This is a genomic window from Burkholderia sp. lig30 (assembly GCF_000687455.2).
GTDB lineage: Bacteria > Pseudomonadota > Gammaproteobacteria > Burkholderiales > Burkholderiaceae > Burkholderia.
Window position 1 is genome coordinate 1 of record NZ_JGVW01000122.1, and the last position, 22,843, is coordinate 22,843.

The window sequence follows — 22,843 nt, forward strand, 5'->3', positions numbered from 1 at the left end:
CGGGATCAGCGAAGAGGAAGTCGTGAAGAAGGTGATGCTCGGCAACACGGTCGACGGGGTGTTCACGACGGTGCAGGACGTCGCGCAGACGGTGCTGTTCCTGTCGGCGTTCCCGAGCGCCGCGCTCACCGGCCAGTCGCTCGTCGTCAGCCACGGCTGGTTCATGCAATGAAGCCGCGCGCCCGCACCGAGAAGCAGGCCGTCGATGCGGCGGACCTGCAGCACGAGGCCGGCGCGCCGTCCGCGCCGGCGTTGCCCTACGAGACGATCGCGCTCGTCCTGCAAGGCGGCGGCGCGCTCGGCGCGTATCAGGCGGGCGTGTTCGAGGGCCTGCACGAGGCGAACATTCCGCTGGACTGGATCGCGGGCATCTCGATCGGCGCGCTCAATACCGCGGTGATCGCCGGCAACCCGCCGGAGCGGCGCGTCGAGCGGCTGCGGGAATTCTGGGAGACCATCTGCAAGCCCGCGTTCTTCCCCGGACTGCTCGCCCCGTTCGAGTTCGCGCTGTTCAACAGCTACGATCAGCTCCGCACGTTCTTCACCGCGACGCAGGCCGCCAGCGCCGTGATGCAGGGGCAACAGGGCTTCTTCGTGCCGCGCTTCCCGCCGCCGCTCGCGGGCGTGCCCGATCAGCCCGGGAAGGTCAGCTGGTACGATACGTCCGCGCTGCGCGCGACGCTGCTCGACCTGTGCGATTTCGACCGCATCAATTCGGGCGAGATCCGCGTGTCGGTCGGCGCGGTCAATGTCGGCACCGGCAACTTCTTCTACTTCGACACCGCGAACATGCGCCTTGAGCCGGAGCATTTCATGGCGTCGGGCGCGCTGCCGCCGGCGTTTCCGCCGATCGAGATCGACGGCGAGTTTTACTGGGACGGCGGCGTCGTGTCGAACACGCCGCTGATGGAAGTGCTCGGCGCGCGACCGCGGCGCGACACGCTCGCGTTCCAGGTGGATCTGTGGAGCGCGCGCGGGCCGCTGCCGCGCACGCTGGCCGACGTCACCGAGCGCACCAAGGATGTCCAGTTTTCGAGCCGCACGCGTTTCGTCACCGACACGCTGCAGCGCGAACAGCGGTATCGCAACCTGCTGCGCGAGGTGCTCGACCAGGTGCCGGAAGCGCAGCGCAAGTCCGATCCCCGGTGCATCCAGGCCGAAGCAATGTCATGCGACAAACGCTATAACATCCAGCACCTGATCTATCAGCAGAAGGCCTACGAGCATCACTACAAGGACTATCAATTCGGCCAGTCCACGATGCACGACCATTGGGCCGCGGGGCTCGACGACATCCGCAAGACGCTCGCCGTCGAGAATGGCCTCGCGTTGCCCAACAACGACTCGGGCTTCGTCACGCACGACATCCATCGCAAGAAGTAACGTCGCGCGACGGACCGGCGCGCGTGCCCGTGCCGGTCCGTTTTTCCTTTCGATTCAATCATGCCGATTTTCATTGTCTTGTTCGCGCTCGCCGCACTCGTCTGGGGCGCGATCCACACATTCCATGTCATCGCGGCCCGGTTCGGCGAACCGGTGGCCGTGACTGCCGCGGTGCTGGCCGCCGCGCTCGCGATCTTACTCGTCGCGTGGTGGGCGAAGCGCCGCCGCGACGTCGCGCCGAACACGAAGGAAAAAGGCTGGACGCACGTCGTGCATCGGGCGTGGGGCGAGTTGCGCGTGTCGGCGACGCAAGGGCTGCTGTGGCTGTCGCACGACGGCGCCGACGGCCGCTATACGCTGTCGCAGCTCGACGGCTGCCGGACGGCGACGATCGGCGGCCGCTGGCATCTCGTCGTGCAGGTGCGCGACGTCGCACGCGGCGAGTGGGCGCTGCCGATGATGGACAAGCGCGACGCGCAACGCTGGGCGCGCGTGCTGACGCTGGCGAAGCAGCATCGGCTGTAGGCGGTAGCCGCCAAGTGAGCAGGGGAACGCCTCGCTCACGATGACAAACAATGCAGGCGGGTCCACCGCACGCTGCATCGCAGCCCCCTTCATACGCGCCCGCCGACACTGTGCACGCGCCGATGGACTCCCCGATGTTCTCGCTTTGTCGCGACGAATGCACATCCTGCGACGCAAAGCGTCCATCTCGAACGGACACATGCGAATCGTGCGATTCCATGCGCCGGCGCATCTAATCTGAATTGCGATCCGACACCACAACGTTCCGCGTGGCACCAAAGAGATCCTGACGAGACGCCGATTTTCCGGTCGTCCGAAAGATCGCCAAAGATTTCCCAAAATTAAAGATTCGACGATGTCCGGACTCCGATCCCGGCATTACGATTCCCGAATCCAAATCAACCACTTGGTCCTGATTTTCTTGGAGACACTCTTGAAAAGCAGCATCCCGGTTCTTTTTGCAAGGACGGCGCAGGCCATTCTCAACTGTATCGCGTTCCATTATCTGGACGACAAATTCAACGTTCTGCCGGCAGGAACGACATCGACGGCAATTACCACTGCAATAGGTGTCGCATTCAGTGAGTTCCTTTTCTACTTCTATAAACGCAGGAGATAACTCAAAGTGGCACATTCATATTCTTACGAAAATGGATTGCGGGTTTGTGACGCATTCGACCCGCTCCATCCTTCCAGCAATATTCGCGTGCTGACCGATGCGGAATGGCAGCAGATCACCGGCGCGGGCAACCTTTGGGGCGCGGTAGTCGGCGGCCTGCAAGGCTCCGTCGTCGGCGGGATCGGCGGTGCGGTAACGGGGCCTATGCTCGGCGTCCCCTGGGGGCTTAATGGTATGGCCGGGATGGCAACCGGTGCGATTCACGGCATATTCACGGGCTGGAATACCCCCCGGTAACTGACGCTATTCAGGAACGGGCTGCCGAACGCATTTGGCCAGATGTAGCCGGCAGCCCATGCCTAGCCTCGATACGAAGCACCACTTTCGCGACCGTTCAGCTCCGCGTATGCACAGCCATCGTACTGATGGCCCGATGCTGTCACAGCGCGCCCGATCACACTTCATGTGTGTGCCGACGCTAATGACGAGTCACCCGCTTGAGACGCGGTTCGCGAACAGGAAGTCAGCACCCACGCACGCTCCCGAAAAAGCTCACCTTTGCGAGCCGTCGCATGCCGCGTCGCTCAGGCGCGCGAACGCATCCTCAAGAAAATCCACGCACACGCGCACTTTCGCCGACGTCGCGACGCGCTCCGGATAAACGGCCCAGACGTTCGCCGGCTGGCTCGCCTCCGGCAGCACGCGGCACAGCGCGCCGCTCGCGAGCAGCGGGCCGGCCTCCCAGATCGAGCGCAGCACGATCCCGCGCCCCGCGAGCGCCCATTGCACGGCGACCTCGCCGTGATTCGTCGACAGCGCGCCGCCGACCTTCACCGTCGATGTTTCGCCGCGCACGGTGAGCCGCCAGACGCCGAGCGGATGGTCGCGCTCCTTGATCGCCAGGCATTCATGCGACGCGAGATCCGCGAGCGAGCGCGGCGCGCCGTGCTGCGCCAGATAGCCGGGCGACGCGCACAGCACGCGGTAGTTGGCCGCAAGCCGCCGTGCGATCAGGTGGTCCGCGATGTCGTCGCCGATCCGGATATCGAGATCGAACCCTTCCCCGGCGACGTCCACGAGGCGGTCGAACAGATCCAGCCGCACGTTCAGTTGCGGATAGCGCGCGGTGAAGTCGAGCAGCGCGGGCGCGACGACGTGCCGGCCGAAGCCGAAGCTGCTCGAAATGCGCAGCGTGCCACGCGGCACGCTGCGGGTGGTCGACACGTCCTCGACCAGATGATCGACGTCGTCGAGAATCTTCTCCGCGCGCGCGAGCACGCGTTCGCCGGCCTCCGTGACCGAGACGCGGCGCGTCGAGCGATGCAGCAGCCGCGTGCCGAGCTGCGCCTCCAGCAGTGCGATGCGCTTGCTCACGTATGCGGGCGAGACCGCGAGCTGCTCGGCCGCCGCGCTGAAGCTCGTCAGGCGCACGACGGCGCTGAACACGCGCAGGTCGTCCAGGTTTGGCGATTTATTCACGATTCGTGGAAAGTCGATTAACCATTTCGACGATTTTAATCCGCACGGAAATAAATAAAATGCCTCCGTCCGCCGTCGTCCGGCTGTGCGGCAACGGCGCATTCAACCCTGGAGGAGTACGCTCATGAGCGACAAGATCTACAAAATCGCCGTCATTCCCGGCGACGGCATCGGCCGCGAAGTGATGCCCGAAGGGCTGCGCGCGCTCGACGCGGTGACGGCCCGCTACGGGATCCGCTTCGAATTCACGCACATCGAATGGGCAAGCTGCGACTACTACGCCGAGCACGGCCGAATGATGCCGGACGACTGGAAGGCGCAGCTCGCCGACAAGGACGCGATCCTGTTCGGCGCGGTCGGCTGGCCCGCGACGGTGCCAGATCACATTTCGCTGTGGGGATCGCTGCTCAAGTTCCGCCGCGAATTCGACCAGTACGTGAACCTGCGGCCCGCCCGGCTGTTCGACGGCGTGCCGAGCCCGCTCGCAGGCCGCCGCGCGGGCGACATCGACTTCATGATCGTGCGCGAAAACACCGAAGGCGAATACTCGGCGGTCGGCGGCACGATGTTCGAGGGCACCGACCGCGAAGTCGTCGTGCAGCAGTCGATCTTCACGCGGCACGGCACCGAGCGCGTGATGAAATTCGCATTCGAGCTCGCGCAGCGGCGCGCGAAGCGCCTGACCGTCGCCACGAAAAGCAACGGCATCGCGATCAGCATGCCGTGGTGGGATGCACGTGCGGCCGAAATCGCCGAGCACTATCCGGAGATCGTCTGGGACAAGCAGCACATCGACATCCTGTGCGCGCGCTTCGTGCTGCAGCCGGACCGCTTCGACGTCGTGGTCGCCTCGAACCTGTTCGGCGACATCCTGTCCGATCTCGGCCCGGCCTGCACCGGCACGATCGGCATCGCGCCGTCGGCGAACCTCAATCCGGATCGGACGTTCCCGTCGCTGTTCGAGCCGGTGCACGGCTCCGCGCCCGACATCGCCGGGCGTCACATCGCGAACCCCATCGCGATGATCTGGTCGGCGGCGATGATGCTCGACTTCCTCGGCCACGGCGCGGGCGTGGAACGCGAAGCGCACGACGCGATCGCCGCCGCGATCGAAGACGTGCTGCGCGACGGGCCGCGCACCCGCGATCTCGGCGGCGACGCCGGCACGCAGGCGGTCGGTGAGGCGATCGCCGCGCGTCTGCTCGCCTGACGCGCACCACCTTGGCTGGGCCACGCGCGAGAACGCCGCGTGGCCCGATGCGTGCGATGTTTCCGTCTACGCACGTGTGGCCTGCCAGGTACGGTGAGGCAGCGTTCGACTGCGGCTCACCTCCTTTGCCATTGGCGATGCTCCTGTAAAGGCTCACCATTGGCGAAAACGATCCCGTATTCCCTCACCATCGGGCCCGGTTCGAGCGAACGATCTCGAACTCGGCGCCAATTGCGGCTTTGCAGGCCGTAGCCTGCCATTCGCGCCAGCGGGACATGACGATCGCGCTCACCGCAAGCTCAGGCACTCTTAACGCATCGCGCCGATCATCCATCAGTGAGACTGTCGCGATGGGAAACCGCACCGTGCATCGCGAATCAGAGCGACCCGGTTGTGCCTTTGGTCAGGACCAGCCATTGGCATGCGTACCACGCAACGGCGACCACTTCTCTCTATTCGACATGCGAATTAAATGACCTGATCGCCAAACCTGTCCGCTTCGCGATCGAACAGTCTTTCCGGCTTCGCCGCGCGACACGCTCTTTACGACATTTTTTCTTGATGGCAACGCGCGACGCTCACTACACTGCGGGCACTCAGTCGGGCTGGAGAATGTCATGCCGCAAGCCGAACCCACACGCCGCGCACGCGCTTACGCAGCGTATGCCAAACGCCTCGATGGCCGCGTCGTGCTGCGGCGCTTCGATCCGCACGTCGATACCTACGACTCTTTGAACGCGCTGCTGCATCGCGCGTTTGCGCGGCTCGGCGCATTGGGCTTCAACTGTCCGTGTGTCGACCAGTCTGCCGCACAGACGCGCGAACATACCCTTGCCGGTGAATGCTTCGTCGCGCTCAGCAAGGGGCATCTGCTCGCGACCCTCATGATGCACGCGCACGATCCCGATTCGCCATGCGACCCGTACCGCAGCCGCCGGGTCGCGACGCTCGGGTCGCTCGCCGTCGATCCTGTCTGGCAGGCGCGCGGCATCGGCCGGTCGTTGCTCGCGTTTGCGCAGCAGTGGGCTGCCGCGCGCGGCGCGACCCACCTTGCGCTCGACGCACCGCACGCCGCCGTGCAACTCGTGAATTTCTTCATGCACGAAGGCTTTCAGCCGATCGACGTGAGGCGCTTCGCAGGCCATTGCTACGACAGCGCAATTCTGTGCAAGCCTGTCGCTACAGCCGGCCTCCCGGCCCGGTCGAGCGGCACCCTGACGATCTCGCCGACACGCCGAATTGCGGCGGCATCATGAAGCACGACACACCGGAACAAGACACCGCCGTCGTGCGCGAAGCACCCGCCCGGCTCGCCCGCCTTCGCGCGGCGCTGCGGTTGCGCGGTATCGCGAAGCTCGCGCTCGTCACGATCGCCTCTGCGCACCTGCTGACGATCGCGTTCGAAGGCGTGCTCGTCTCGGCCGGTTTCACGCCGGACGCCACCGCGCTGCTCGCGTTTCGCTTCATCTCGTGCGCGCTCGTCAGCTACTGGCTGCAGTCCGACGCGTTGCGCGCATACCGGCATGCGTCGCAGCACGGCCTGGTCGCGATCCGGCTCGCCGACGACGAGCCGGTGCGCGTCGCGCCACACTGCCCGAAGCGCTGGCTGGTCCTGCTGCACGTACAGCTCGATCCGCGCTTGCTGACCGCCGGGCACGCGAAATAGCGGCGCCTGCCGTCATTTTCATATGTTGTTTACGCGCGCATCGCGGGGTCTTGCCACCGAATTGACGCGGCGCGCGCTGAAATGAATCGTGTCCATCGAATCCCGACCGGCCCGCGCCGATCCAGGAGGCCGTGTGTACATCAACGCGTTGGTTCAGGCAGGACTGTTCCTGTTTATTCTCACCTTGGTGGCCAAGCCGCTCGGACACTACTTCGCACGCGTCGCGCAGGGCGACCTGCCGGGGCCGCTGCGACGCTGCGCGGTGCTGGAAAAGGTGATTTACCGGCTCGCCGGCGTCGCACCGAACGAGGAAATGGACTGGAAGCGCTACGCGATTGCGCTCGTCGCGTTCAACGCACTCGGCACGGCCACGCTTTACGCCCTGCAGCGCGTGCAGGTCTGGCTACCGTTCAATCCGCAGCACATGCCGAACGTGGAGCCGGGGCTCGCGTTCAACACCGCGGTCAGCTTCGCGACGAATACCAGTTGGCAAGGATACGCAGGCGAAACGACACTCAGCAACCTGACGCAAATGCTCGGCATCGGCGTGCAAAGCTTCCTGTCCGCCGCAACCGGCATCGCCGTCGTGTTCGCGCTGATTCGCGGCTTCCAGCGCCGGGAGAGCAATGCGATCGGCAATGTATGGGCCGATCTGACGCGCGCGACGCTCTATATCCTGTTGCCGCTTTCGGTGCTGTTCGCGGCGGCGTTCATCAGTCAAGGCGTCGTGCAGACATTCGCCCCGAATCCCGACGTGGCGATCCTGCAACCGTACACACTGAAGCCGAACGCGAACGCGCCCGCCGTCACGCAACGCGCACAAACGCTGGCAATGGGGCCGGTGGCATCGCAGGAATCGATCAAATTGTTGAGCGGGGACGGCGGCGGCTTCTTCAACGCGAACGCCGCGCATCCGTATGAAAACCCGACACCGCTGGCGAACTTCCTGCAGATGATCGCGATCGTGCTGATTCCCGCCGCGCTCTGCTATACGTTCGGCGCGATGATCGGGGATCGCCGGCAGGGCTGGGTGATCTACGCGGCGATGCTCGCGATGCTGGCGGCCGCCGCCGCGGTGGCGATCGGGGCGGAGCAGGCCGGCACCGCGCAACTGAACGCGCCCGGGATCGACGCGCTTGAGTCGGCCAGCCAGCCGGGTGGCAACATGGAAGGCAAGGAAACGCGTTTCGGCATCGTCTCGTCGGCGTTGTACGCGACGGTGACGACGGGCAGCGGCGACGGCGCGGTCAATGCGATGCATGACTCGTTCACGCCGATCGGCGGCATGGTGCCGATGGCCTTGATGCAGAGCGGAGAAGTCGTGTTCGGCGGCCCGGGCTCGGGCCTTTACAGCATGCTCATGCACGCGCTGCTCGCGGTGTTCGTCGCCGGGCTGATGGTCGGACGCACCCCCGAGTACATCGGGAAGAAGATCGACGTGTTCGACATGAAGATGGTGGCGATCGCGCTTCTTGCGACACCGCTGATCGTGCTGCTCGGCACGGCGATCGCGGTCGTCGTGCCGGCCGGGGCCACCGGTCCGGGGAACCCCGGCACGCACGGCTTCAGTGAAATCCTGTATGCGTTCTCGTCAGCCGCGAACAACAACGGCAGCGCTTTCGCGGGGTTATCGGCGAACACGTCGTTCTACAACGCATCGCTGGCGGCCGCGATGTGGTTCGGCCGCTTCGCGGTCATCGTGCCCGTGCTCGCGATCGCGGGATCGCTCGCGCCGAAAAAGCGGCGAGAAGCCGGCGCAGGAACGTTGCCGACCCACGGGCCGCTGTTCTTCGGATTGCTGACCGCGACCGTGCTGCTCATCGCGCTCCTTACCTTCCTGCCGTCGCTCGCGCTCGGCCCGATAGCGGAGCACCTCGCGATGATCGCGGGCCGCTGACGGGTGACGCAGCGTCTCCGCGTTGCGTCACCGTCACCGTCACCGCTTCGGCTTCGGCTTCGGCTTCGGCGCCGTGTGCCGTGTACTTAGGCCGTCCAGTCGAGGATCACCTTCCCGCTTTCGCCCGACAGCATGGCGGCGAAGCCCTTCTCGTAATCGTCGACGGCAAACCGGTGGGTGATGATCGGCGACAGATCGAGACCGCTTTGCAGCATCGCGACCATCTTGTACCAGGTTTCGAACATCTCGCGGCCGTAGATCCCCTTGATCTCCAGCCCCTTGAAAATCACCTGGTTCCAGTCGATCGCCGTCTGCGCGGGCGGGATGCCGAGCAGCGCCACCTTGCCCCCGTGGTTCATCGCCTCGAGCATGCTGGTGAACGCGCTCGGCACGCCGGACATCTCGAGCCCGACATCGAACCCTTCGGTCATGTGCAGCTCCGCCATGACGTCGCGCAACGACTCGCGCGCGACGTTGACCGCGCGCGTCGCGCCCATCTTCCGCGCCAGCTCCAGCCGGTAATCGTTGATGTCGGTGATCACGACGTTGCGCGCGCCGACGTGCTTCGCGATCGCGACCGCCATGATGCCGATCGGGCCGGCGCCGGTGATCAGCACGTCCTCGCCGACGAGATTGAACGACAGTGCCGTATGCGTCGCGTTGCCGAACGGGTCGAAGATCGACGCGAGATCGTCGGAGATCTCCGGCGGAATCTTGAACGCGTTGAACGCGGGAATCGCCAGGTATTCGGCGAACGCGCCCTCCCGATTGACGCCGACGCCGATCGTGTTGCGGCACAGATGCCGGCGGCCCGCCCGGCAATTCCGGCAGAAACCGCATGTGATGTGGCCTTCGCCGGACACGCGATCGCCGATCGCGAAGCCGCGCACTTCCTGCCCCATCTCGACGATCTCGCCAACGTATTCGTGACCGACATGCATCGGCACAGGAATCGTCTTCTGCGCCCAGTCGTCCCACTTCCAGATATGGATGTCGGTGCCGCAGATCGCCGTGCGGCGGATCTTGATCAGCACGTCGTTGTGCCCGACCTCGGGGCGCTTCACGCGCGTGAGCGACAGGCCGGGACCGCGTTCGAGCTTTGCCAGTGCTTTCATGGCCGGCCTCCGTCAGACGACGCCGAGCGACTTGCCGACGCGCACGAACGCGGCGACGGCCTGGTCGACCTGTTCGGGCGTATGCGCGGCGCTCATCTGCGTGCGGATGCGCGCGCGCCCGCGCGGCACGACCGGGAACGAGAAGCCGATCACGTAGACGCCCTCGTCGAGCAATGCGTCGGCCATCCGCGTCGCGAGCTGCGCGTCGCCGAGCATCACGGGGATGATCGGATGCGCGCCCGGCACGAGCGTGAAACCCGCTTCGGTCATCTGCTCGCGGAACCGCGCGCCGTTGTCGCGTACGCGCGCGCGCAGCCGCGCGCCCTCGTCGCTGCCGAGAAGCTCGAGCACCTTCAGCGACGCCGCGGCGATGCTCGGCGTAAGCGTGTTCGAGAACAGGTACGGGCGGGAACGCTGCCGCAACAGCGCGACGACTTCCCGGCGCGCGGCGACATAGCCGCCCGATGCGCCGCCGAGCGCCTTGCCCAGCGTGCCGGTCACGATATCGATGCGCCCCTCGACGCCGCAGTGCTCGGGCGTGCCACGGCCATGCTCGCCGATGAAGCCAACTGCATGCGAATCGTCGACCATCACGAGCGCGCCGTAACGGTCGGCCAGATCGCAGATGCCTTTCAGGTCGGCGACGATGCCGTCCATCGAGAACACGCCGTCGGTCGCGATCAGCTTGTGGCGCGCACCGGCCGCATCGGCTTCCTGGAGCCTCGCTTCGAGATCGGCGAGATCGTTGTTCCGGTAGCGAAAGCGCTTCGCCTTGCACAGCCGGACGCCATCGATGATGCTCGCATGATTCAGCTCATCGCTGATGACCGCGTCGTTCTCGTCGAGCAGCGTTTCGAACAATCCGCCGTTCGCGTCGAAACAGCTCGAATAGAGAATGCTGTCCTCAGTGCCGAGGAACCCCGCCAGCGCGGCCTCGAGCTGCTTGTGCACGGTTTGCGTCCCGCAGATGAAGCGCACCGACGCCATGCCGAAGCCATCCTGATCGAGCCCGGCCTTCGCAGCAGCGATGAGGCGCGGATCGTCGGCCAGGCCGAGATAATTGTTCGCGCAGAAATTCAGCACGTCGGCGCCGCCGGCCAGCCGCACGGCCGCCGCTTGCGGGCTCGCGATCTCGCGTTCGGTCTTGAAGAAACCATCCGCGCGGATCTGGTCGAGTGTGCCGCGCACCTGGGCGAGGAAAGCATCACGCATCGCAAAGCTCCTGACTGGAATCGCAAGTGCCGTCGCGCAGCGCTCGTGGCGGCGCAGCGGCCTGCTACTGTTATAGTCGGTCGTTCGGTTGACCGCTTTTTTCCGATATTCCGAACTAAAATCCGAAATACCGAACAACTCTAAGCGAACGGAATTCAAATGGCAAGCTCCTCCGGATCGCGGCGCGGCGCGACGGCGGCTTCCCCGCCTGCGGCCGCCGCCACGACACCGCCGCGCGTCGGCGAACAGATTCAGCGCCTGCGCAGCGAACGCAAGCTGACGCTCGACGACCTGTCGCGCGCCGCAGGCGTGTCGAAGTCAATGCTGTCCGACATCGAACGCGACAAGGCGAATCCGACGATCGCCGTCGCCTGGCGCCTGACGAACGCACTCGGCATCACGCTGGACGAACTGTTTGCCCAGCCGAAGGCTGCGCAGACGATCCGCGTCGACGGGCCGCACGACATCCCGACGCTATCCGGGCACGACGGCCAGTATCAATTGCGCGTATGGGGCCCGCTCGACCTCGCCGGCAAGTTCGAGTGGTACGAGCTGACCTTGCCGGGCGGCGGCGCGCTACGTTCGAACGCGCACGAGCCCGGTACGCGCGAACACGTCACCGTGCTGCAGGGCGCGATGGAAATCGAGGCCGCCGCAGCCACCCGCCGCCTGAAAGCCGGCGACACCGCGCGCTATCCGGCGGACGCGCCGCACGCGATCCGCAACCCCGGCAAGGCGGAAGCGAAGGCGTTGTTGATCGTGATCCATCGCTGACGGGCCGTCCATTCGTCCAGATGGCCAGTTGCATGAAGTACTGTATGTTTGTACAGTATGCGCATTCACAGGAGCCCGCGATGACCGAACAGGATTTGGCCGCGCTCAGCTTCAAGGCTGCGGCGCACGATTTGGAGCAGATTGTTCGTCACATTACCGCGCGATACATCGGCCAGCAGGTGCCGCTGACGTGGCGCCTGCTGCATGCGATCGAGGCAGAGGCGCTGGCGGACCTCGGCTTCGCCAGCCGGCATGACGCCGGCATGCGGCAGTTGTTCGAACGTCCGTCCGACATGGCGTTTCCGGAAACCGACGATCCGATCGATTTCGGAAAATCGAATGCATTGCCTGCCGCGTTTTCGTTCGCCGTGGCGGCTTACGAGGCAGCCGCCGAACACGTCGACTACACGCGCCAACGTGCGCGATCAGGCCGTCCTGCAAGAGCCTGGGGCGGCTAAGCCGGCGTGACAAAACGAACATCCGTCCGACATGCCGTTGCGTAACGGTCTATCATATACGCAACTAACGGAATAAATAACATGTCTCCTCCCGCCCCGCCCCCCCCCCAAAAGCAACCTGACGCGCAAGATCTCTTCGATCGAAGCGTGTCGGACTGGATTGCCGCCCCCGAAGCTGCATTCGATGCATGGCTTGCCACCCAGGCATTCCGCCGTTCGTCCGCTGATGTGTATCGAGCGCAATGGGGTGCATTCCTGAACTGGCTGCGGGAACATCAGAAGAACCTCTCCACCGTCGATACCGCGTCGATCGCGCACTTCGTCGGCGAGTTGCCGATCAAGAAAACCCAACGAATCCGTTATTTGCGGCTGATCGAGCGCGTGCTCGACCACATCCGGCGCAGCGAATTTGCTTCGACCAACCCTGCCCGCTTCATCGCTCAGGATGGCGAAGCAGTATGGAGAAAGGCGCGCGACAACGAGCCGACGGGCTTTCTTTCGCCATCGGAACGCGCGCGGTTGCTCGCCTATCTTTTTTCGCCGATCGACGTCTCTGGCGCCGCGCAGTGGAAGGAGCGCCGCGACCGCGCGCTCGTTGCCGCGTTTCTCGGCGGCGGCATCAAAACCGGCGAGGCACGCGCACTGACGATTAGTTGCATCAGCCAGGACGGAACCTCGCTGATTGTCCCGTCTACCCACCCGGATTTCGTCCGCGAAACGCGACTCTCATCGTTCGCGATCGCGCTGCTCGGCGCGTGGCTTGCCGAGCGCAAACATCAGGACATTCCTGGCGATCTTGTCTTTCCGGCGTCACCCGCTGGTCGTCCGATGCACAAGGCGACCATGCTGCGTGCGGTCGATGCGATCGTCGAAGCAGCCGACATCGCAGCCTCCCGCACGGCCCGCGCCAGCCCGCAGACGCTGCGCAACACGTACGCCGCGGAATTGTTCGAAAACGACGTCCCACTGGAGCGCGTCGGCCAATGGCTTGGTTTCATGCAGGCGATCTCGTCCAATCGCCTGCATCGCGCGTGGAAGGAGTGGCGCGAAACCCTCAACGAGGGTGAGCCGGATACACCCGCCGAATCTCACTGACAGCACATACGGAAGCCGCGCCGGCCATTTACGGCCGGGCCTTGTGTGGCGCGGTTCCGCTTTCCCGATACTCCCGAAAAACCTCACCCTCACCATCCCGAATCGTCTCACCTGAAGACGACGAACGGCACGGTCCGCGATCAGCTGCGCGCGAAACGCGACACCGCTTCGAAGCGTGACGGCCACGGTCCGGACGCGTGTTCGCATTCCGGGCACAGCACTTCGAATCCGTCGGCACCGTGCGACAGCTCCGGTTCGCCATCGCAATGCGGGCATTGGCCCGGCACCGGGACGTCGGCGTCCAGGGCCGTGCCGATCACGGAAAACGCTTCGGCATCGAGCGCGCCGGTGTTGGCGAGGCGGCGGAGCAACGCCGCGATTTCCGGGTTCATTGCGCGATTCGCTCGCAACGCATTCACTTCGCGGGTCGCCGCGTCCAGTTCCTCGCTCTGGCCGCGCAATTGATCTTCGAGACGGTCTCCCCGGGCCTTGGCGGCACTCAGTTGCTGCAGGAAATCGAATTCCTTGCGCTGTACGTCGCGCATCCCTGTCTGATACGTCGACGCCATGCTGCGCAACGAGTCGAGCTCGACCAGCATCGGCTTGACGCGGCGTTCCGCGTCCGCCACCGCATCCTTGATCTGCTGCGCATAGTGCTCGGTTCGCTGCTGCAGTTCGCCATGCAGCGCGTCGATCCGGTCACGCAGTGCCGCATTTTGGGTCTGCTCGCTCTGCACGCGATCGTTCGCGGCGGCCAGCTCTTTCTCGAGGCGTGTGACCGTGGTGAGCAACGTCGCTTCGTTTGCCGAACCGTGGGTGGTCTGCGCGGCAATCTGCACTTCAAGCTCGGTGACGCGCGCCTGAAGCTGTGTGTTGCGGGCCTCGCTGCGCGTCAGCGCAGACTCGAGCGTTTCCTGACGAATCGTCGCGTCCCGCAATTGCTGTGTGGCGTGGGCAACATCGGCATGAACCTGGTCGCGATCGACGCTCAGGCTGTCGCGCGCGGCCTTCAATGCTTCTTCATAAAGCGCACTGAGCAGGCCGGCGGCTTTTTCCTCGACGGATTTCGGAATGGCTGCTCCTTCGAGCTTGACCTTCGATGCCGCTCGGATGCGTTCCCAAAAGTGATCGATGTCCTTCGGAATGTCGCTGGCGCTGCCCGTCTGCGTCAGGTCGCGGACGTTCGCGGCGGACGGGCGTATCCCCAAGTCGAAGAACAGGCGCTTGCAGGCGTGAAGCGACAGGTCCTGCCGTCGCGCACCAGACGCGCGCAACGCATCCAGCTCGTCTCGAATGGCTTGTCGCATCTCGTCCAGGGTCATATCGGTGCTCGCAGGCGTTGTAACGTTGCAATCATAACGAATTACGTATTGTTTGATACCTGTTTTTGAACATCGTTGTGTTTCTGCGTCGAAGCGTGTCGTCTCGGGTCCAAAGCCTTGCTGATGTCCATCCGGTCTGCAAATTCCGTGAAACAAAGCGAAGAAAATTCGCTAACGCTCTGTATCCATTGGTTTTTTATGTCTGCATGAAAAAACCTGTGTTGTTTCACATGGCGAGCGGGTTTGAAGTGGGTCTGTGGAAAACTCGTCGGGGGTCGTGTTGAGAGTATTAGAAGTAAACACCTTTGAACCCTTAGTTAAAAACGTTAACGCCACGGCACAGCCTTATGCAGCAAGGGTTTCCGACCGACAAGGTGAAACTTTACAGGACCCATGGTGACCCTCTTCGGGAGCCGAAGTGATGGGGTTCGGGGATCTGCGTGAGCCGTTGCAGGAAAGGTCGTGAGCGGATTCAGGAGCCCGGCGAACCGCAGGATTTTCGAAAGGTGAGGGTTTTCGGGGCCGCACAGTGGGCTCACCCGCACAGTGCCTGATCCGCAGCTTCTGTGCCTGTGCAGGCAAAGGTGAGGCTTTTCGGGACGCTCGATTTCCACAGATTCTGCCTTTCTTTTACGCAGATTTGTCGAAAGGTGAGATTTCACGGGACTCCGAGGCCTTTTGATGTGAGGATTTCCGGGAAACAAATGCACTTTTGCACCACAGAACGGCCTCCAGAGCCCTAGAGGTGAGTGTTTACGGGGGGAAAACGGGCATTTCCCTGGCCTGATCGGCCAGTGGTGAGCTTTTTCGGGAGGTTGCGCAGCTGTGCATCGATCGTCAAAAGGTGAGCGTTTTCGGGAGACTGGATTGCCCGGAAATTAGTCAAAGGTGAGGTTTTTCGGGAAAAGTGGGCGTCCACTTCGCGTGAAAAGCCCGCCAGTGCTACAGGGTGAAGCGGTTTCGCTCACCGATTTTTTGGCAAAGGTGAAGTTTTTCGGGAGCACCGGGAAGGCTGTGCGACGACTGAGGGCTCTGTGAATGGTGAGGATATGCGGGGGGCGAATGGCGGGAGGAATCACTTCTGGATTCGCACCTAAGTATCGGAGGACATTGGGATTTTTGAAATTCTGACGGTAACGGTGAGATTTTTCGGGAGCCCTGGTCGACGCGCTTTCCGGACGTCGTTTTTCTCGTAAGGTGAGTGTTTACAGGATGCTCGAACAGCTGATCCCACGTGCGTCGGGCCTCCGTTGGCGGCGCGTTTGTCTGTGTGGGGCCGTTAAAGGTGAGGATTTTCGGGACCTGATCGTCATTGGGCCTTATACTTCGTCGCTCGCGATCCCGGGCGGCCGGCTTGCGGGGCCGCCCACCGCAAGACAATACGATGTCGTGCACAGGTGCACGCGTCATTCGGTGCAGTCCGGGATGTTGCAGCTGCGTGTCGCGAAACCCTCCGGCACGGGCCTGTACATGCATACAGCGGGCCACGGCGTGTGTCGGAGCGCGCAACGGCGGCCCAAGCGGCTGCATGACGCGCATCGCGCGGCTCACGTAGCAAATTTACGACAACGCGACAGGTGAGCCGATACGGGAGCTGATGCGCACCGGTTTTGCACAGGTGAGTACCTGTGCATTCCGTGTCTGCCCCGGCACGTAAAGGTGAGTTCGATGCCCTGCAATTCCGGACCGGTGAGCTTTTACGGGATAATGGTGGGGTGAGTGCAGCTTCGTAAACTCGCATCACCGGATACGGTGAGCATGTCGTTCTGGACGCGCATCACCACAAGCGCTATCCTTCCGGAAACTTTTCTTCCGACCCGACGCATGGCCACGAAGCGCGCCAAGAAAACCGATGTGGATGTGGTGAGTGCTAGTTCAGCCGAGTTGCGTAAGGCCGTCGAGGCAATCGCAATTCAGCCGAAAAGCGGCAAGATCACCCTTCTCACCCGCAAGCTGTTCAATGTCCTGCTGGCTGTGGCGCAGCAGGCCGACGACTCGGGCGATACCTATCGCGCACTGTTGTCGGATATCGTCGCGAACTCCGCATTCGACTCGAACGACACCGCGCTCGTGAAGGAACACCTGCGCCGCATGGTGTCGGTGCAGGTCGAATGGAGCACGGGCACCTCGAGCCAGAAGCCCGGCCGCAAGTGGGGGATCTCGACGCTGATCGCCGACGCGGAAATTCTCGAAGATCCGGCCACGCGGCGCGTGTGGGTCGAATTCTCGTTCGCACCGAAGATCAAGAAAAAGCTGCTCGATCCGGTGCAGTACGCGCGCCTGAGCCTGCAGTTCCAGAGCCAGCTGCGCAGCAGCGCGGGCCTGGCGCTATACGAGATCTGCGTGCGCTACCTGACCAACCCGAGCCACCTGACGATGCGCGAGCCGTGGGAGTGGTGGCGTCCGATCCTGTCCGGCACGCCGGATACCGAAGCGGGCGACGAGGCGAAACGCGAGTACAAGTATTTCAAGCGCGACTATCTGCGCCCCGCGATCGCGGAAGTCAATGCGGTGACCAACATCTTCGTCGAGCTGATCGAGCATCGCGAAGGCCGCCGCGTCGCGGAGATCCAGTTCCGCGTCACTGAGCGCAAGCAGCCGATGCTCGCGCTCGACGAGCATCCGAACGTGTTCGACAGCACGCTGGTCGACCGGATGGTGAAGCTCGGCATCCCGCTGAAGGAAGCGCAGACGCTGTATGCGGACAGCGAGGAAAATCGCATTCGTGCCGCGCTGCAGATGACGGAGCAGCGCATGCGGAGCACGACGCTGCCGCCGGTGCGCAGCGCCGCGGCGCTGTTCAAGGACGCGCTGAAGAAGGGGTACGCGCCTCCGGTGGAGACCGTCGAAGCGTTGCCGGCCGGCACGCCCGCGAAGGGCGCTGCTGCTGCGACGCAGCCGGATGATCTGAAGGCGCGGCTGCTGAGCGAATATGCGGCGCATCGGCGCAAGGAAGCGAAGGCGCTGTACGACGAGCAAGGCGAGGCAGAGCGCGAGGTCGCACGCGAGTCGTTCGAATCCGAGGCGCTGCCTGCGTTGGGCGCGCATATGCGCGACGATTGGCGCAAGCGCGGTCTCGAATCCAAGCTGGCCGAGACGGCCTTCTTTGACTGGTTGGCCCAGAAGACCTGGGGAGAGCCGACGGACGGCGATTTGCTCGCCTTCACGTTGAGTCAGTCACGGGCGGCATAAGCCGCCGTTCCTGTCGGCGGCGCCCCCGGCATTGCCGAGGGGTTCGCCGCCTTTCATCAGTCGGACAACAGCATTCGCTCGAGTTGCTCGAGGATCGCGTCGCGCTTTTCTTTCGGGAGACCGCGCAGGCGCAGCTCGATGCGATCGTCTCCATACGACTTCAAATCCCCGACCGACGTCCCGCCGAGCTTGATTTCGAGCCGTTGCGCATAGCGCTGCCGGCCAGCCGGCTTCGGACTTTCCTGAGCGGCCGCCCTGCCCTTCACGATGTCGGAGACCTGACGCGTGCTCAGGTCGTCCGAAACGATCTTGGTGATCAGACGCAGCGTCGCATCTGTGCCGCGGGCGCTGTGATAGCGGCCGACCTGATACGCCATGTTCGAGCCGAAGCGATCGGGGCGCGCGACCATTTCCTGCATGATGGCTTCCGGCAGCTTGCCGATTGACAGCGCGACGGCGACTGTCGATTCGTCCAGGCCCAGATGCTCGGCCAGCTCTTTCTGGCTTTGAAAGTGCTTTTCATCCAGGAAGCGTTTCCACACGACGGCGTTGTCGAACACCGTTTGCGAATCGCGCTGGACGTTCAGGTCATAGCCGAGCTTGTAGCTCTGGATACCGATCGGCAGATCGATGACGATTGCCTTGACCGTTTCCTTGTTCGCCTCTTTCAGTGCGCGGACACGACGGCCGCCGTCACTGACGAAATACGAACCCGGATTGTCGTAGTCGGGAATGACGTGGATCGCCTGCTGCTGGCCCTGCTTCGCGAGGTTGACCGCAAGCTCGGCAATCGACGACTTCAGATAGAAATGCCGCGGATTGAACGGGCTCGGCTTGATCGCCTTGAGCGAAAGCTCGATCACCTGACCGGGCGCATAGCGGTTTTCGAGCCGCCACACCCGATATTGCGTCGATTCGTCGGCGGCCACATCGATGACGATGTCTTCCACCGGGGGCACCGTTTCCTTGTTGATGACGGCTTTCGCAACGACAGGGGCGGGCGTTTCTGCTTTGACGAGGCCGTCGATTGCATTGAGACGATCGAGGGCCGTGCGTTTTTCACTCGTCGTCGTATCCGGCCGCGCCTGGAATCCTTTAGCGAATTGAGAGGGTTTCATGCGAGTCCTTTATGCGCATAAAGTCAGGGCAGCATGGCGACGATCTCGTCGGCGCATGCGCGAATTTCCGTGGCGGCGAGCTTCGCGCCGCGATCGCTCATCTGCAGCACGGTTTGACCGAGCGCCATTGCCTGCTTGTACGCTTCCCGGGTCGGAATTTGCGTTTTCAGCAGCGGGAAGCCGAGCTCCTCGAGCGCCCGCTTCAGTTCGCGGGTCAGCATGCGCTTCTCTTCGGTCTTGTTGAGCAGGAACACCGCACGCAGATCTTCGTTCATGACCTGCGCTTGCTGGATCAGCTTGACCAGACCGACGCTCGACCAGTAGTCGGCCGGAGATGACGATGTCGGGATGACCGCGATCGACGCAGCCAGCAAAACGACGCCGGATATCTTCTCGGTGATCGACGGTGGGCAATCGACGACGATGATGTCGTAGTCGTTGATGAACTTCTTGATCTCACGGTGGATCTGGCCGCCTGCTTCTGCGAGATTGATCACCGGGAAGGGAATGCCGGTGTCGCTGTCGCCCGACGCGCTCGACCAGTGAACCAGTGTGTTCTGGCCGTCGGCATCGACGACGAGCACGCGCTTCCCTTTTTCATGAAAAGCAGCGCCGAGGTGCATGGCGATCGTGCTTTTGCCGACACCGCCCTTCTGTTGAGTGACTGCGATGATTTCCGCTGCCAATTTTCACTCCTGTTTTTGGTCGTTGGAATTCTACAGGACGACATTTATATTTCAATGAACTTGTTGTTCTCTAACTACGAGTTGGCCGTTTGGCCGAGCGCTTTATGCGCATAAACTGTCGTCGATTCGGTGTTCCGCTGTCGCGGCGTGTGCGCGGCTGGATAAAATTGGCCGCTTTCCACGGCAGCCCCGGATCGGCTGCGGGGGACGTAGACTTGGCGAAGATGCTCGTGAAGCATGTCGTCGTGGTGACGAGTGATCGAAAGAGATGGTGCGCTGCATGGGTTTATGCGCATAAACCGACCGATGTATGGCCAAGAGAGATTGCGGGTTAGTGGGCTCCACGCACGCGCGTCAGGCGGTTGGCGTGGATGCGCGACCGACGTACCCGCTGGCTTCTGTCTGGCGGGACGTTAGTGTGGCGTTCGGTTTATGCGCATAAAGCAGGCGGCTTACCATTTGATCGCTGCGATGCACCCTCTCCCTTTCCGCTCGACCGCAGTGCCTGCGCCTGCGCCTGCGAGTGCGTCGTCCCTATCGGTCGGGGGGATGTCAGCCCGCTAGCCAAGTCCTCGATGCGGACTCGCTACAATACGGGACTTCATAGCCCAAGGCCGAACAATGATTACGATCTACCACAATCCCCGTTGCTCGAAATCGCGCGAGACATTGGCGCTCATCGAGACCCTCAACACGAGCGGCGCGCCCATCAATGTCGTCGAGTATCTGAAGGCAGCGCCGACCGTCGAGCAGCTGCAAACGCTCCACCGTCAACTTGGGCGTCCGGTGCACGACATGCTCCGCGATAACGAGGAGCCGTACAAGACGCTCAATATGGCTCGCGCAGACCTGACGGATGCCGAGGCCTACGAAGCGATTGCCGCGCATCCGATTCTTCTGCAGCGACCGATCGTCGTTTTCAACGACAAGGCTGCAATCGGCCGCCCGCCCGAGGCTGTGCGCGAATTGTTCGAATAAATATTATTCGGCGTATTTTCCGATTTTCTCTTGCCCGGCTGCCTTCCGCGGCATGGCCGACCATATCCGGGCAACCGAGGCGGCGCGCAGCCACATCACCCTGCCGATGCGCGCGCGTCGGCAGGCGGAATTTCGGGAACAGAAAGTCGCATCCAGTTCGAATCCACTCGGCCGGTCGGGGGCGTACGCAACGTCGTGCGCTCCGGCGAAAACATGGCACCTGCTGCAACTGATGACGGCAGCACCCAGCACCGGCGCCTCTTTCCCTCCCCTTCCGACGCCGCCTCCATCGCCCTGAAGCACGAAACGCCCCCTCCCCCTCCGACACGGCCTCCTCTGCCCGGAAACGCGAAACGGCCCCTTCCCTCTCGGTCAGTCGGCCTCTTCCGCCCCGTCCGGGCCATGCCCCGCCGCCACTCTCGCCGCTTCGCGCAACAGCGCGATCTGCTTGCGATATTGCCGACAGCCGCTGCAAGCCGGCAGATGCACGCGCACCCGAAGCCGTTCGTTGACCGTCAGCGCGCGGTCGAGCGCGTCCGATAGCAGGCGCGTCACGTCCTTACAGTTCCCCAGTGGCATCTTCTGTCGTCAGCCCCTTTTCACTCAGACATGTGCGCAACCGTGTGCGCGCGCGATACAGCAGCACGCTGCAATGATTCGTCGTCAGCGTCAATTCCGTGCAAATGTCCGCGATGTCGAAATCGAGGAACTCCCGCATCATGAATACGCGTCCAATCTGTTCCGGCAAGTAATTCAGGCACATCTCGAACATCGTCCAGAATTGCTGCTGTTGCAGAAGCGTGTCGGGTTGCGGCCACGGTTGCGGTTTCGCATGCGCGCTCCAGTGTCCGTTTTCCTTGAAGAGTTCGCGGTCGAGCACGGATTCGCCGTCGAGTTCGGCGTCGAGCGCCGACAGGCTCACCGTGCGTCGCCGCACACGCAGGGTGTCGATCAGCTTGTTGCGCAAGATGCCGAACACCCAGGTCTTGTGTGCGGACAGCCCGGCGAAATCGCCGGCATGCGTCCACGCGGCAGTCAGTGCTTCCTGCACGGCGTCCTCGGCCGCGTCGGCATCGCGCAGCTGCAGGCGCGCGAAACGCAGCAGATCGCGCCGCAATTGCGCGAGGTAAGCCGGATCGTCGTGGGCAGGCTGCATGGGCATGACTGTCGGGCGGCCTCTTGCCGAGGTCGCGCGTGACAAGGTGACTGCAGCTTACTGGCCAACAGGCGCCATCGCAACGCGTGACGCTGCGGATTTTCCGAATGGCCGTGACCGCCTGCGCTATGCTTGCCGACATGCGTGCGAGAACCGCGAACCGCACAGTGCGGTCGCGGCGGCAGCCAACTTGTAACAGTTCGGTCTATCGGGAAACTTATCCACAGTTTCTGTGGAAAACCTTGTGGAAAGTCGGTCGGGAGGCCCCGTGGGGCGGCTCGCGAGCTGGGTTGCCTATAAACAGACCTTTGCCGCGGATCCCGAGCCAATCGCTTTGATTCGTCACCCAACGGAAGGAGAGCTTTATGGCACATCGCATTGCGGTCATCGTCGGCAGCCTGCGGCGCGAATCGCTGAACCGGGCCCTCGCGCACGCAGTCGTCTCGCTCGCGCCCGCCGATCTGGCCTTCGAGTTCGTCGAGATCGGCGCGCTGCCGTTGTACAGCCAGGATTACGATGCGGATTTCCCCGAAGTCGCGAGGCGTTTCAAGCAAACGATCGAAGCGGCCGACGGGCTGCTGTTCGTCACGCCCGAATACAACCGCTCGATTCCGGGTGTGCTGAAGAACGCGCTCGACTGGGGCTCGCGTCCGTGGGGCGCCAATTCGTGGGCGCGCAAGCCTGGCGCGGTGCTCGGCACGTCGCCGGGTGCCACCGGCACGGCGCTTGCGCAGCAGCATCTGCGCAACGTGCTGGCATATCTCGATGTCACGATGCTCGCGCAACCGGAGATGTTCATCAAGAACGATCCGTCGCGCATCGACGCGCAAGGCCAGATCGTCAGCGATGACACGCGTGCGTTCCTGCAGCGCTTCGTCGATCGTTACGCCGCGTGGGTGCGCCAGCAAGCAGCTGTCTGAGTCACGGCGCCGGCCGAGCGCCGTGACTCAGACAGCTG

General features: G+C 63.3%; 22 protein-coding genes and 1 pseudogene. 15 read left to right on the forward strand and 8 right to left on the reverse strand.

Features of this window, described 5'->3' with window-relative positions:
- The 5 genes and pseudogenes from LIG30_RS22755 to LIG30_RS22775 form a co-directional block, all read left to right on the forward strand.
- Positions 1 to 172, forward strand: a pseudogene (locus LIG30_RS22755) (3-hydroxybutyrate dehydrogenase); the annotation flags it as partial.
- The gene (locus tag LIG30_RS22760; RefSeq protein ID WP_038715731.1) at positions 169 to 1,383 is read left to right on the forward strand and encodes a patatin-like phospholipase family protein; all 1,215 of its coding nucleotides are present in this window, start codon (positions 169 to 171) and stop codon (positions 1,381 to 1,383) included. The pseudogene LIG30_RS22755 and the gene LIG30_RS22760, both read left to right, overlap by 4 nt.
- Positions 1,384 to 1,443: 60 nt before the next feature.
- A complete protein-coding gene (locus LIG30_RS22765; protein ID WP_038715732.1) occupies positions 1,444 to 1,908 on the forward strand; it encodes a hypothetical protein in 465 nt (154 codons plus the stop codon).
- A gap of 433 nt (positions 1,909 to 2,341) precedes the next feature.
- Complete coding sequence (locus LIG30_RS22770; RefSeq protein ID WP_152986199.1) at positions 2,342 to 2,527, forward strand: hypothetical protein; 186 nt, start codon at positions 2,342 to 2,344, stop codon at positions 2,525 to 2,527.
- Positions 2,528 to 2,533: 6 nt separating this feature from the next.
- Entirely contained in the window at positions 2,534 to 2,824 is a 291-nt protein-coding gene (locus LIG30_RS22775) for a hypothetical protein (protein ID WP_152986200.1), read from the forward strand.
- A gap of 255 nt (positions 2,825 to 3,079) precedes the next feature.
- Here the strand turns inward: LIG30_RS22775 and LIG30_RS22780 are convergent, their stop codons facing one another.
- Positions 3,080 to 4,006 (reverse strand): LysR substrate-binding domain-containing protein, encoded by a 927-nt coding sequence (locus LIG30_RS22780; protein ID WP_038715735.1) that lies wholly within the window; start codon positions 4,004 to 4,006, stop codon positions 3,080 to 3,082.
- A 124-nt stretch (positions 4,007 to 4,130) separates the two neighbouring features.
- On the opposite strand from LIG30_RS22780, the gene LIG30_RS22785 reads away from it, so the two are divergent.
- The 4 genes from LIG30_RS22785 (at position 4,131) to kdpA (ending at position 8,779) form a co-directional block, all read left to right on the forward strand.
- Complete coding sequence (locus LIG30_RS22785) at positions 4,131 to 5,216, forward strand: tartrate dehydrogenase (protein ID WP_038715737.1); 1,086 nt, start codon at positions 4,131 to 4,133, stop codon at positions 5,214 to 5,216.
- Between the two features lie 617 nt (positions 5,217 to 5,833).
- A complete protein-coding gene (locus LIG30_RS22790; protein WP_038715738.1) occupies positions 5,834 to 6,472 on the forward strand; it encodes a GNAT family N-acetyltransferase in 639 nt (212 codons plus the stop codon).
- Complete coding sequence (locus LIG30_RS22795; RefSeq protein ID WP_038715741.1) at positions 6,469 to 6,882, forward strand: hypothetical protein; 414 nt, start codon at positions 6,469 to 6,471, stop codon at positions 6,880 to 6,882. The genes LIG30_RS22790 and LIG30_RS22795 overlap by 4 nt, the downstream gene beginning before the upstream one ends.
- Before the next feature lie 133 nt (positions 6,883 to 7,015).
- The gene (gene kdpA / locus LIG30_RS22800; protein WP_038715742.1) at positions 7,016 to 8,779 is read left to right on the forward strand and encodes a potassium-transporting ATPase subunit KdpA; all 1,764 of its coding nucleotides are present in this window, start codon (positions 7,016 to 7,018) and stop codon (positions 8,777 to 8,779) included.
- A gap of 86 nt (positions 8,780 to 8,865) precedes the next feature.
- On the opposite strand, the gene tdh is transcribed toward kdpA, so the two are convergent.
- Positions 8,866 to 9,894: an L-threonine 3-dehydrogenase gene (gene tdh / locus LIG30_RS22805; protein WP_038715744.1), complete on the reverse strand. Its 1,029-nt coding sequence runs from the start codon at positions 9,892 to 9,894 to the stop codon at positions 8,866 to 8,868.
- 12 nt (positions 9,895 to 9,906) lie between these two features.
- Positions 9,907 to 11,106 (reverse strand): glycine C-acetyltransferase, encoded by a 1,200-nt coding sequence (locus LIG30_RS22810; protein WP_038715746.1) that lies wholly within the window; start codon positions 11,104 to 11,106, stop codon positions 9,907 to 9,909.
- Between the two features lie 159 nt (positions 11,107 to 11,265).
- On the opposite strand from LIG30_RS22810, the gene LIG30_RS22815 reads away from it, so the two are divergent.
- The 3 genes from LIG30_RS22815 to LIG30_RS22825 all read left to right on the forward strand — a co-directional run bounded on the left by LIG30_RS22815 (position 11,266) and on the right by LIG30_RS22825 (position 13,433).
- On the forward strand, positions 11,266 to 11,880 hold the full coding sequence (locus tag LIG30_RS22815) for a helix-turn-helix domain-containing protein (protein ID WP_038715748.1): 615 nt from the start codon (positions 11,266 to 11,268) through the stop codon (positions 11,878 to 11,880).
- Between the two features lie 80 nt (positions 11,881 to 11,960).
- Positions 11,961 to 12,338 carry a DUF2471 family protein gene (locus tag LIG30_RS22820; protein ID WP_038715749.1) on the forward strand — a complete coding sequence of 126 codons (378 nt, stop codon included), beginning with the start codon at positions 11,961 to 11,963 and terminating at the stop codon, positions 12,336 to 12,338.
- A gap of 81 nt (positions 12,339 to 12,419) precedes the next feature.
- Complete coding sequence (locus tag LIG30_RS22825) at positions 12,420 to 13,433, forward strand: tyrosine-type recombinase/integrase (RefSeq protein WP_038715751.1); 1,014 nt, start codon at positions 12,420 to 12,422, stop codon at positions 13,431 to 13,433.
- Between the two features lie 140 nt (positions 13,434 to 13,573).
- Here LIG30_RS22825 and LIG30_RS22830 read toward each other — a convergent pair whose 3' ends face one another.
- Entirely contained in the window at positions 13,574 to 14,755 is a 1,182-nt protein-coding gene (locus tag LIG30_RS22830) for a DNA-binding protein (RefSeq protein WP_038715754.1), read from the reverse strand.
- 1,824 nt (positions 14,756 to 16,579) lie between these two features.
- On the opposite strand from LIG30_RS22830, the gene LIG30_RS22835 reads away from it, so the two are divergent.
- A complete protein-coding gene (locus LIG30_RS22835) occupies positions 16,580 to 17,947 on the forward strand; it encodes a replication initiation protein (protein WP_038715755.1) in 1,368 nt (455 codons plus the stop codon).
- A gap of 56 nt (positions 17,948 to 18,003) precedes the next feature.
- Here the strand turns inward: LIG30_RS22835 and LIG30_RS22840 are convergent, their stop codons facing one another.
- Both LIG30_RS22840 and parA read right to left on the reverse strand, forming a co-directional pair.
- Positions 18,004 to 19,065: a ParB/RepB/Spo0J family partition protein gene (locus LIG30_RS22840; RefSeq protein WP_038715756.1), complete on the reverse strand. Its 1,062-nt coding sequence runs from the start codon at positions 19,063 to 19,065 to the stop codon at positions 18,004 to 18,006.
- A gap of 23 nt (positions 19,066 to 19,088) precedes the next feature.
- On the reverse strand, positions 19,089 to 19,751 hold the full coding sequence (parA, locus tag LIG30_RS22845) for a ParA family partition ATPase (protein WP_038715759.1): 663 nt from the start codon (positions 19,749 to 19,751) through the stop codon (positions 19,089 to 19,091).
- Between the two features lie 621 nt (positions 19,752 to 20,372).
- Between parA and arsC the strand changes: the two genes are divergently transcribed.
- The gene (arsC, locus tag LIG30_RS22850) at positions 20,373 to 20,729 is read left to right on the forward strand and encodes an arsenate reductase (glutaredoxin) (RefSeq protein ID WP_038715760.1); all 357 of its coding nucleotides are present in this window, start codon (positions 20,373 to 20,375) and stop codon (positions 20,727 to 20,729) included.
- A 372-nt stretch (positions 20,730 to 21,101) separates the two neighbouring features.
- Here the strand turns inward: arsC and LIG30_RS22855 are convergent, their stop codons facing one another.
- Together LIG30_RS22855 and LIG30_RS22860 are read right to left on the reverse strand one after the other, a co-directional pair.
- On the reverse strand, positions 21,102 to 21,308 hold the full coding sequence (locus LIG30_RS22855) for a zf-HC2 domain-containing protein (protein ID WP_038715762.1): 207 nt from the start codon (positions 21,306 to 21,308) through the stop codon (positions 21,102 to 21,104).
- Positions 21,289 to 21,885 carry an RNA polymerase factor sigma-70 gene (locus tag LIG30_RS22860; protein WP_038715763.1) on the reverse strand — a complete coding sequence of 199 codons (597 nt, stop codon included), beginning with the start codon at positions 21,883 to 21,885 and terminating at the stop codon, positions 21,289 to 21,291. Before LIG30_RS22860 ends, LIG30_RS22855 begins: the two co-directional genes overlap by 20 nt.
- A 365-nt stretch (positions 21,886 to 22,250) precedes the next feature.
- Here LIG30_RS22860 and LIG30_RS22865 point away from each other — a divergent pair, with 365 nt between their 5' ends.
- Entirely contained in the window at positions 22,251 to 22,805 is a 555-nt protein-coding gene (locus LIG30_RS22865; protein ID WP_038715764.1) for an NADPH-dependent FMN reductase, read from the forward strand.
- The last annotated feature ends 38 nt before the right edge of the window (positions 22,806 to 22,843 follow it).

Excerpts from the sequence above, each read along its gene's own strand:
- LIG30_RS22860 (WP_038715763.1), bottom strand. The coding sequence starts at position 21,885 with ATGCAGCCTGCCCACGACGATCCGGCTTACCTCGCGCAATTGCGGCGC.
- LIG30_RS22840 (WP_038715756.1), bottom strand. The coding sequence starts at position 19,065 with ATGAAACCCTCTCAATTCGCTAAAGGATTCCAGGCGCGGCCGGATACG.
- LIG30_RS22795 (WP_038715741.1), top strand. The coding sequence starts at position 6,469 with ATGAAGCACGACACACCGGAACAAGACACCGCCGTCGTGCGCGAAGCA.
- LIG30_RS22855 (WP_038715762.1), bottom strand. The coding sequence starts at position 21,308 with ATGCCACTGGGGAACTGTAAGGACGTGACGCGCCTGCTATCGGACGCG.
- LIG30_RS22790 (WP_038715738.1), top strand. The coding sequence starts at position 5,834 with ATGCCGCAAGCCGAACCCACACGCCGCGCACGCGCTTACGCAGCGTAT.
- LIG30_RS22760 (WP_038715731.1), top strand. The coding sequence starts at position 169 with ATGAAGCCGCGCGCCCGCACCGAGAAGCAGGCCGTCGATGCGGCGGAC.
- LIG30_RS22865 (WP_038715764.1), top strand. The coding sequence starts at position 22,251 with ATGGCACATCGCATTGCGGTCATCGTCGGCAGCCTGCGGCGCGAATCG.
- LIG30_RS22815 (WP_038715748.1), top strand. The coding sequence starts at position 11,266 with ATGGCAAGCTCCTCCGGATCGCGGCGCGGCGCGACGGCGGCTTCCCCG.
- LIG30_RS22835 (WP_038715755.1), top strand. The coding sequence starts at position 16,580 with ATGGCCACGAAGCGCGCCAAGAAAACCGATGTGGATGTGGTGAGTGCT.
- LIG30_RS22765 (WP_038715732.1), top strand. The coding sequence starts at position 1,444 with ATGCCGATTTTCATTGTCTTGTTCGCGCTCGCCGCACTCGTCTGGGGC.
- LIG30_RS22810 (WP_038715746.1), bottom strand. The coding sequence starts at position 11,106 with ATGCGTGATGCTTTCCTCGCCCAGGTGCGCGGCACACTCGACCAGATC.
- tdh (WP_038715744.1), bottom strand. The coding sequence starts at position 9,894 with ATGAAAGCACTGGCAAAGCTCGAACGCGGTCCCGGCCTGTCGCTCACG.
- arsC (WP_038715760.1), top strand. The coding sequence starts at position 20,373 with ATGATTACGATCTACCACAATCCCCGTTGCTCGAAATCGCGCGAGACA.
- LIG30_RS22820 (WP_038715749.1), top strand. The coding sequence starts at position 11,961 with ATGACCGAACAGGATTTGGCCGCGCTCAGCTTCAAGGCTGCGGCGCAC.
- LIG30_RS22825 (WP_038715751.1), top strand. The coding sequence starts at position 12,420 with ATGTCTCCTCCCGCCCCGCCCCCCCCCCAAAAGCAACCTGACGCGCAA.
- LIG30_RS22830 (WP_038715754.1), bottom strand. The coding sequence starts at position 14,755 with ATGACCCTGGACGAGATGCGACAAGCCATTCGAGACGAGCTGGATGCG.
- LIG30_RS22785 (WP_038715737.1), top strand. The coding sequence starts at position 4,131 with ATGAGCGACAAGATCTACAAAATCGCCGTCATTCCCGGCGACGGCATC.